Below are 8,318 nucleotides of genomic sequence, written 5' to 3' on the forward strand. Positions count from 1 at the left end.
TGTCAGGAGAGCGGCCCATGCCACTCTCCCCTATGACCAGTGCAACCACTGGCTGGTAAACTGCCCGTCATATCCATTCAGGACAGTACCAGCGGGAATACGGTTTATTCGTCTTCCAGCTCGATGTTAATACCCAGAGAGCGGATCTCTTTCAACAATACGTTGAAGGATTCCGGCATTCCAGGTTCCATCTGGTGGTTGCCATCCACGATGTTTTTATACATCTTGGTACGGCCGTTAACATCGTCGGACTTGACGGTGAGCATTTCCTGCAAGGTGTACGCGGCACCATATGCTTCCAATGCCCACACTTCCATCTCACCGAAGCGTTGACCACCGAACTGCGCCTTACCACCCAGCGGTTGCTGAGTAACCAGGCTGTACGAACCGGTTGAACGAGCATGCATTTTGTCATCCACCAAGTGGTTCAGTTTCAGCATATACATGTAGCCAACAGTAACCTGACGTTCGAATTGCTCACCAGTACGACCATCAAACAGGGTAATTTGCCCAGAAGTTGGCAAGTCACCCAGTTTCAGCAGTTCTTTAATTTCTTTCTCTTTCGCACCATCAAATACTGGTGTTGCAATTGGCATACCTTTTTTCAGGTTTTCTGCCAAACGCATAACTTCTTCATCAGAGAAAGTGTTCAGATCAACTTTCTGACGGGTTTCATCACCCAGGTCATAAGCTTTCTGGATAAATTCACGCAGTTTGGCGACTTCCTGCTGCTGTTTCAGCATCGCGTTAATCTTGTCGCCAATACCTTTCGCAGCCATCCCCAAGTGAGTTTCCAGGATCTGACCAATGTTCATACGTGATGGTACGCCCAGCGGGTTCAGTACGATATCTACCGGAGTGCCGTTTTCATCGTAAGGCATATCTTCGATCGGGTTGATCTTGGAGATAACACCCTTGTTACCGTGGCGGCCCGCCATCTTATCACCAGGCTGAATCTGACGCTTAACCGCCAGATAAACTTTAACGATTTTCAGCACACCCGGCGCTAAGTCATCGCCCTGAGTGATCTTACGACGTTTAGCGTCCAGTTTTTTCTCGAACTCAGTTTTCAGTTCGTCATACTGTTCAGCCAACTGTTCCAACTGATTCTGTTTTTCTTCATCAGCCAGACCCAGTTCTAACCAACGCTCACGAGGCAGCTTATCCAATTTCTCAGCTTCGATGCCGCCAGAAATCAGGACAGAACGGATACGGGCAAACAAGCCGGCTTCAAAGATTCGCAACTCTTCTGTCAGGTCTTTCTTAGCCTGACGCAGTTGCATCTCTTCGATTTCCAGAGCACGTTTATCTTTTTCAACGCCGTCGCGGGTAAATACCTGTACGTCGATAACCGTACCGGATACGCCATTTGGTACGCGCAGAGAAGAGTCTTTAACATCAGACGCTTTCTCACCGAAGATAGCACGCAGCAGTTTTTCTTCCGGCGTCAGCTGAGTTTCACCTTTAGGCGTCACTTTACCAACCAGAATGTCACCACCGGTAACTTCCGCACCAATATAAACAATACCGGATTCATCCAGTTTGGAGAGTGCAGCTTCACCCACGTTAGGAATGTCAGCTGTGATCTCTTCAGGCCCTAATTTGGTATCACGAGACACACAAGCCAGTTCCTGGATGTGAATGGTTGTAAAACGATCTTCCTGAACGACACGCTCAGAAACGAGGATGGAGTCCTCGAAGTTATAACCATTCCACGGCATGAACGCTACGCGCATGTTCTGACCTAACGCCAATTCACCCAGGTCAGTGGATGGACCGTCAGCCAGTACGTCACCGCGTTCTACTGGTTCGCCCAGAGAAACACATGGCATTTGGTTAATGCAGGTGTTCTGGTTAGAACGGGTGTATTTAGTCAGGTTATAGATATCGATACCAGCTTCACCCGGATACATTTCGTCTTCGTTTACTTTGATAACGATACGGGATGCATCAACGTACTGAACCACGCCGCCGCGTTTAGCTACGGAAGTTACACCTGAGTCAACTGCTACAGCACGTTCCATACCTGTACCTACCAGCGGCTTGTCAGCGCGCAATGTAGGAACAGCCTGACGTTGCATGTTTGCACCCATCAATGCACGGTTTGCGTCATCGTGTTCCAGGAATGGGATCAAGGAAGCACCGACGGAAACCACCTGTTGAGTGGAAACGTCCATATATTCAACCTGTTCACGGTTGAATAAGCTGGATTCGCCATAGTTACGGCAGGTTATCAGATCTTCAACGAAGTGACCTTCATCGTCCAATACGGTGTTTGCCTGTGCGATAACGAAGTTACCTTCTTCAATCGCAGACAAGTAATGAATTTCATCAGTGACAACACCATCACGAACCAGACGGTATGGGGTTTCAAGGAAACCATACTCATTAGTCTGCGCATACACAGACAATGAGTTAATCAGACCGATGTTCGGACCTTCCGGGGTTTCAATTGGACATACACGACCATAGTGAGTTGGATGTACGTCACGCACTTCGAAGCCCGCACGCTCACGGGTCAAGCCACCTGGGCCTAACGCAGAAATACGGCGTTTGTGAGTGATTTCAGAAAGCGGGTTGTTTTGATCCATAAACTGAGACAGCTGGCTGGAACCAAAGAACTCTTTCACTGCGGCTGAAATCGGCTTAGCGTTGATCATGTCCTGAGGCATCAGGGTATCCAGATCACCCAAAGACAGACGCTCTTTAACCGCACGCTCAACACGTACCAGACCAACACGGAACTGGTTTTCCGCCATTTCACCCACAGAGCGGATACGACGGTTGCCTAAGTGGTCAATATCGTCGACTTCGCCTTTACCGTTACGGATATCAATGAGTTTTTTCATGACATCAATGATGTCATCTTTACTCAGGATACCAGAGCCTTCAACTTCTTCACGGCTCAATGAACGGTTGAATTTCATACGGCCAACCGCAGAAAGATCATAACGATCTTCTGAGAAGAACAGGTTTTCAAACAGATTTTCTGCTGCTTCACGCGTTGGTGGCTCGCCAGGACGCATCATGCGATAAATCTCAACCAAAGCGCTCAAACGATCATTGGTTGGGTCAACACGAAGAGTCTCGGAGATATATGCACCGTGATCCAAATCGTTGGTAAACAGGGTTTCGATAGATTTATGACCAGCCTGGCTCAAACGTGCCAGCAGATCCAAAGAGAGTTCCATGTTAGCCGCACAGATAATTTCACCTGTGTTGACATCAATGTAATCTCTTGCAACAACTTTACCCGCGATGTATTCAACCGGAACCTCAATACGGTTCACTTCGTCTTTTTCTAACTGGCGGATATGACGTGCGGTAATACGACGGCCTTTTTCAACATAAACTTTGCCGTTTGCTTCAATATCAAAAGAAGCCGTTTCACCACGCAGACGCTCTGGCACCAGTGTCATCTGGAGTTTGTTGTCACGAATTTCGAAAACAGTCTTACTGAAGAACAGATTCAGGATGTTTTCAGTGCTGTAATCCATTGCACGCAGAATAATAGTTGCCGGCAATTTACGGCGACGGTCAATACGCACAAACAGGTTATCTTTTGGATCGAATTCGAAATCTAACCAAGAACCACGGTAAGGGATAATACGTGCGTTATACAGCACTTTACCGGATGAGTGAGTTTTACCCTTATCGCTGTCAAAGAATACACCAGGACTACGATGTAACTGGGAGACAATAACCCTCTCAGTACCATTGATAACAAAAGTACCGTTGTCAGTCATGAGCGGAATTTCACCCATGTAGACTTCTTGTTCTTTGATGTCTTTGACTGTGCCTTCCGGTGCTTCACGTTCATAGATGACCAGACGCAGTTTAACGCGCAGAGGTGCAGAATAAGTGACACCACGAATCTGACACTCTTTAACATCAAACACTGGCTCACCAAGACGGTAGCTAACGTATTGCAGCTCCGAACTGCCGCTGTAGCTCTGAATTGGGAATACAGAACGGAATGCCGCTTCTAAACCATTCTGGCCTTCTGGATCTTGCTCGATAAATTTCTGGAACGAGTCAAGTTGGATAGAAAGGAGATAAGGTACATCCAAAACTTGTGGACGCTTACCAAAATCCTTACGAATACGTTTTTTCTCGGTATAGGAGTAAACCATAGGGTTCCTCAGCTCGCTGATCAGTGACCCACTCTGTCCGCCCTAAAGGACAGCTCTTTACGACACTGTTTTTTCGAACAGAAAATTGAATTATTTTCTGTAATACCCATTACTATTACTCTTAAATCATTTCATTGCGCTACCTTACTACCGAGCTACCCGAGTGGATCGTAGCTGAGAGCGCAGTATATTAAGTCGTCAATAGGAAAAAGTATTTGGGGGTTAATTAGCAGCCAAACAGTGGAAATGCTACTAATGCCCTACAGCGCAAAAAGGCTGGTGATCAATAAATCACCAGCCGTCAGCCTTTAAAGTCAGGCTGCTAACTCAAAACTGAACTTACTTAATCTCAACAGAAGCACCAGCTTCTTCCAGAGATTTTTTCAGTGTTTCAGCGTCATCTTTGCTGATAGCTTCTTTCAGTACAGCTGGAGCGCTTTCAACCAGGTCTTTCGCTTCTTTCAGACCCAGGCCAGTTGCGCCGCGTACTGCCTTGATAACAGCAACTTTGTTACCGCCGATAGAAGACAGAACAACGTCAAACTCAGTTTGCTCTTCAACCGCTTCAGCAGCGCCGGCAACTACAGCTACAGCCGCAGCAGCAGAAACGCCGAATTTGTCTTCCATTGCAGTGATCAGTTCAACAACATCCATGACGGACATTGTTGCAACTGCGTCCAGAATTTGTTCTTTATTGATAGACATAACAAGTGTTCCTAAAATTCAGAAATAATTTATACGTTAAAAAGCAACGAAGGAAATTGGCAATTAAACTGCTTCTCTCTGCTCGCGTAACGCTGCCAGTGTACGAACCAGCTTGCCTGCAACGGCTTCTTTCATGGTTGACATCAGGCGTGCGATTGCTTCTTCGTAAGTTGGGAGTGTTGCCAGACGGTCAATATTGGCCGCGGAAATAAACTCACCTTCAAAGGCTGCTGCTTTAATCTCGAATGCTGGATTCGCTTTCGCGAACTCTTTGAACAAACGAGCAGCTGCGCCCGGATGTTCGTTAGAGAAAGCAATCAAGGTTGGACCGATAAACGCTTCTTTCAGGCACTCATAGGCAGTACCTTCCACAGCACGGCGGATCAGTGTGTTACGAACAACACGGATATAAACGCCAGCTTCGCGACCTGCTTTACGCAGTTCAGTCATTTTACCTACAGTAACGCCACGGGAATCCGCAACAACCGCAGACAGCGCGCCTTTGGCTACTTCGCTGACTTCAGCAACAATCGCTTGTTTGTCTTGAAGATTTAGTGCCATTAGCTTCTTGCTCCTGGATTAACCGGGAAAAACCCGGAACTCACATCACTCATAACACCAACAAGATGTCTGAGCTCTAAAACACGGTGAGCAGAATCCAGAAATAAATTTCATTTGGCTCTGTCACCGTCTACGCAGGGATATTAAGTAATCACTTACACCTGCGGTCTTGGACGGGGCTTGGATTAGGCCAAGCTCCAACCGAAAATTGTTTGTTTAGCTAATAAATAATCTATTAACCAAACATAAGGCGCCAAATTCTAGACAAATCTGACGCCAAGGTAAAGCGATAATCACATTCAGTTCAAATTAAACTGAAGCGCTCAGACCAGACTGGTCAATCGCTACACCTGCGCCCATAGTAGTGGACAGGCTAACTTTCTTAATGAAAATACCCTTAGCAGAAGATGGTTTTGCTTTTTTCAGCGCAACCAGCAGTGCTTCCAAGTTTTCTTTCAGTTTGTCAGCGTCGAAGTCAACTTTACCGATGGTGGTGTGGATAATGCCGTTTTTATCGTTACGGTAACGAACCTGGCCTGCTTTAGCATTCTGAACAGCTTCAGCGACGTTAGGCGTTACAGTACCCACTTTAGGGTTTGGCATCAGGCCACGTGGGCCCAAGATTTGACCTAATTGACCAACAACGCGCATTGCATCTGGCGATGCGATAACAACGTCAAAGTCCATTTCGCCTTTTTTAACCTGTTCAGCCAGGTCTTCCATACCTACCAGTTCAGCGCCAGCCGCTTTAGCAGCTTCAGCGTTTGCACCCTGGGTAAATACAGCTACACGAACGGAACGGCCAGTACCGTGAGGCAATACAGTTGCACCACGTACGTTCTGGTCAGATTTACGAGCGTCGATGCCGAGATTAACAGCAACGTCAACGCTTTCTACGAATTTAGCAGTTGCCAGTTCTTTCAGAAGAACAATGGCTTCGTTAATGTCATACTGCTTAGTTGCATCAACTTTTTCACGAATTGTGCGCATGCGCTTGGTCAGTTTAGCCATCGATTAACCCTCCACTACCAGGCCCATGGAACGAGCAGTACCTTCGATTGAACGCATCATTGCGTCAACATCAGCACCAGTCATATCCGCAGCTTTAGTTTCAGCAATTTCACGAATCTGAGCGCTGGTTACTTTACCAACTTTATCTTTATTCGGTTTGCCGGAACCTGATTTAACACCAGCGGCTTTTTTCAGCAGAACAGCGGCTGGTGGGGTTTTGGTAACGAAAGTAAACGAGCGATCGGAATAAACAGTGATCACAACAGGAATTGGCAAGCCTTTTTCAATGCTGTCAGTTTTAGCATTGAACGCCTTACAGAATTCCATGATGTTAACACCCTGCTGACCTAAAGCAGGACCTACTGGAGGGCTTGGGTTAGCCATACCAGCTGCAACTTGCAACTTGACATAGGCTTGTACTTTCTTAGCCATTGATAATTTCCTCTGTGTGGGTGATATCGCCTTGTTCAAAAGGCTCCCCTGTCATTTCAGTCCCGCCTTCTCAGGCCAGACCACTAAAAACAAAAGGCGCGAAATTGTATGTTAATTTCACGCCTATTGCAAGCCAGCAAAAGATATGCCTAAAAAATCAAGCTTTCTCTACCTGACTGAAATCCAGCTCAACTGGTGTAGCACGACCAAAGATAGAAACCGATACCTTCAAGCGGCTTTTCTCGTAGTCGACTTCTTCCACAACACCATTAAAGTCTGCAAATGGGCCATCGCTGACACGGACCATTTCGCCTGGTTCGAACAATGTTTTTGGCCGTGGTTTATCACCAACCTGCTGAAGACGATTCATAATCGCATCAACTTCTTTATCACTAATTGGTGCCGGGCGGTCAGATGTACCACCGATAAAACCCATGACACGCGGTACGCTGCGAACAAGATGCCATGTTGCATCGTTCATAATCATTTGTACCAGTACATACCCAGGGAAGAATTTGCGTTCACTTTTGCGACGCTGGCCGCTACGAATCTCGACAACCTCCTCTGTTGGCACCATCACTTCGCCAAAAGAATCTTCCATATCATGCAGTTTGATATGTTCACGTAAAGATTGTGCAACACGACCTTCAAACCCGGAGAATGCCTGTATGACATACCAACGTTTTTTTGGGGAATCCGACATCTTAGAACCTCAGGCCTGTAATAAATGAAACTAAACGCACCAGGATGCCGTCAAGACCCCAGAGGATCAAAGACATCAATGCAGTCACTGCCGCCACAATCAAAGTTGTGTGCAACGCTTCCTGGCGAGTTGGCCAAATGACTTTGCGCATTTCAACGCGGGCTTCACGGGCAAAAGCCAGTGTGGTTTTACCTTTAGCTGTCCAGAGCGCAACCGCTCCCGCAAGAGCAACAATAACAACAACCGCTATCGCGCGCAAAGGAAGGCTATACTCCCGATAAAGGTAGTTACCAACGATAGCAGCTGTTAATAAAGCTGCCACTAATAGCCATTTCATTACCTCAAGACCGCGCCTGCTTTCTTGAGCATCGCTATTCGCACTCATAAACCAACCTGTAACTATGATTTAAATAGATAGCCAGCTTGCCTCGCAAGAGCAAAACAAATCAGACCGAACCAAAAAATTTGAGTGATTGTATCTGACTTGGCGCCATAATTCAGTATGACATTGTATATCTGAGAGATATATAGCCAATTCGTTGTATCAGAGCCTATCTCACCAATAATTAAAAACAACTATTGATGAGATAGGTTCTTATAAAACAACGTACAAAAAGGGCATCAGTTGATGCCCTTTTAGAGTAATCACATCAAAAAATTATGCGATAACTTTAGCAACAACACCAGCACCTACTGTACGGCCACCTTCACGGATTGCGAAGCGCAGACCCTGGTCCATCGCGATTGGTGCAATCAGGGTAACGACCATCTGA

The 8,318-nt window shown here is 46.5% G+C and carries 8 protein-coding genes; all 8 read right to left on the reverse strand.

Annotated elements, in window-relative coordinates; translation table 11 throughout:
• Positions 1–104: 104 nt before the first annotated feature.
• Positions 105–4,133 carry a DNA-directed RNA polymerase subunit beta gene (gene rpoB, locus ABR397_RS18815; protein WP_046974277.1) on the reverse strand — a complete coding sequence of 1,343 codons (4,029 nt, stop codon included), beginning with the start codon at positions 4,131–4,133 and terminating at the stop codon, positions 105–107.
• Between the two features lie 339 nt (positions 4,134–4,472).
• The gene (rplL, locus tag ABR397_RS18820; RefSeq protein WP_350307073.1) at positions 4,473–4,838 is read right to left on the reverse strand and encodes a 50S ribosomal protein L7/L12; all 366 of its coding nucleotides are present in this window, start codon (positions 4,836–4,838) and stop codon (positions 4,473–4,475) included.
• A gap of 63 nt (positions 4,839–4,901) precedes the next feature.
• Entirely contained in the window at positions 4,902–5,399 is a 498-nt protein-coding gene (gene rplJ, locus ABR397_RS18825) for a 50S ribosomal protein L10 (RefSeq protein ID WP_046974279.1), read from the reverse strand.
• Positions 5,400–5,708: 309 nt separating this feature from the next.
• Positions 5,709–6,410 carry a 50S ribosomal protein L1 gene (gene rplA, locus ABR397_RS18830; protein ID WP_350307074.1) on the reverse strand — a complete coding sequence of 234 codons (702 nt, stop codon included), beginning with the start codon at positions 6,408–6,410 and terminating at the stop codon, positions 5,709–5,711.
• 3 nt (positions 6,411–6,413) lie between these two features.
• Positions 6,414–6,842, reverse strand: coding sequence for a 50S ribosomal protein L11 (rplK, locus tag ABR397_RS18835; RefSeq protein WP_021322885.1), 429 nt, complete (start codon positions 6,840–6,842; stop codon positions 6,414–6,416).
• 157 nt (positions 6,843–6,999) lie between these two features.
• Positions 7,000–7,545: a transcription termination/antitermination protein NusG gene (gene nusG, locus ABR397_RS18840; protein ID WP_011144820.1), complete on the reverse strand. Its 546-nt coding sequence runs from the start codon at positions 7,543–7,545 to the stop codon at positions 7,000–7,002.
• A 1-nt stretch (position 7,546) separates the two neighbouring features.
• A complete protein-coding gene (gene secE, locus ABR397_RS18845; RefSeq protein ID WP_021322887.1) occupies positions 7,547–7,930 on the reverse strand; it encodes a preprotein translocase subunit SecE in 384 nt (127 codons plus the stop codon).
• Between the two features lie 273 nt (positions 7,931–8,203).
• Positions 8,204–8,318: EF-Tu C-terminal domain-related protein (locus ABR397_RS18850; RefSeq protein WP_350307077.1), on the reverse strand; the 115-nt coding region annotated here is incomplete at its 5' end.

It is taken from the genome of Photorhabdus viridis (genome assembly GCF_040256935.1).
Lineage (GTDB): Bacteria > Pseudomonadota > Gammaproteobacteria > Enterobacterales > Enterobacteriaceae > Photorhabdus > Photorhabdus viridis.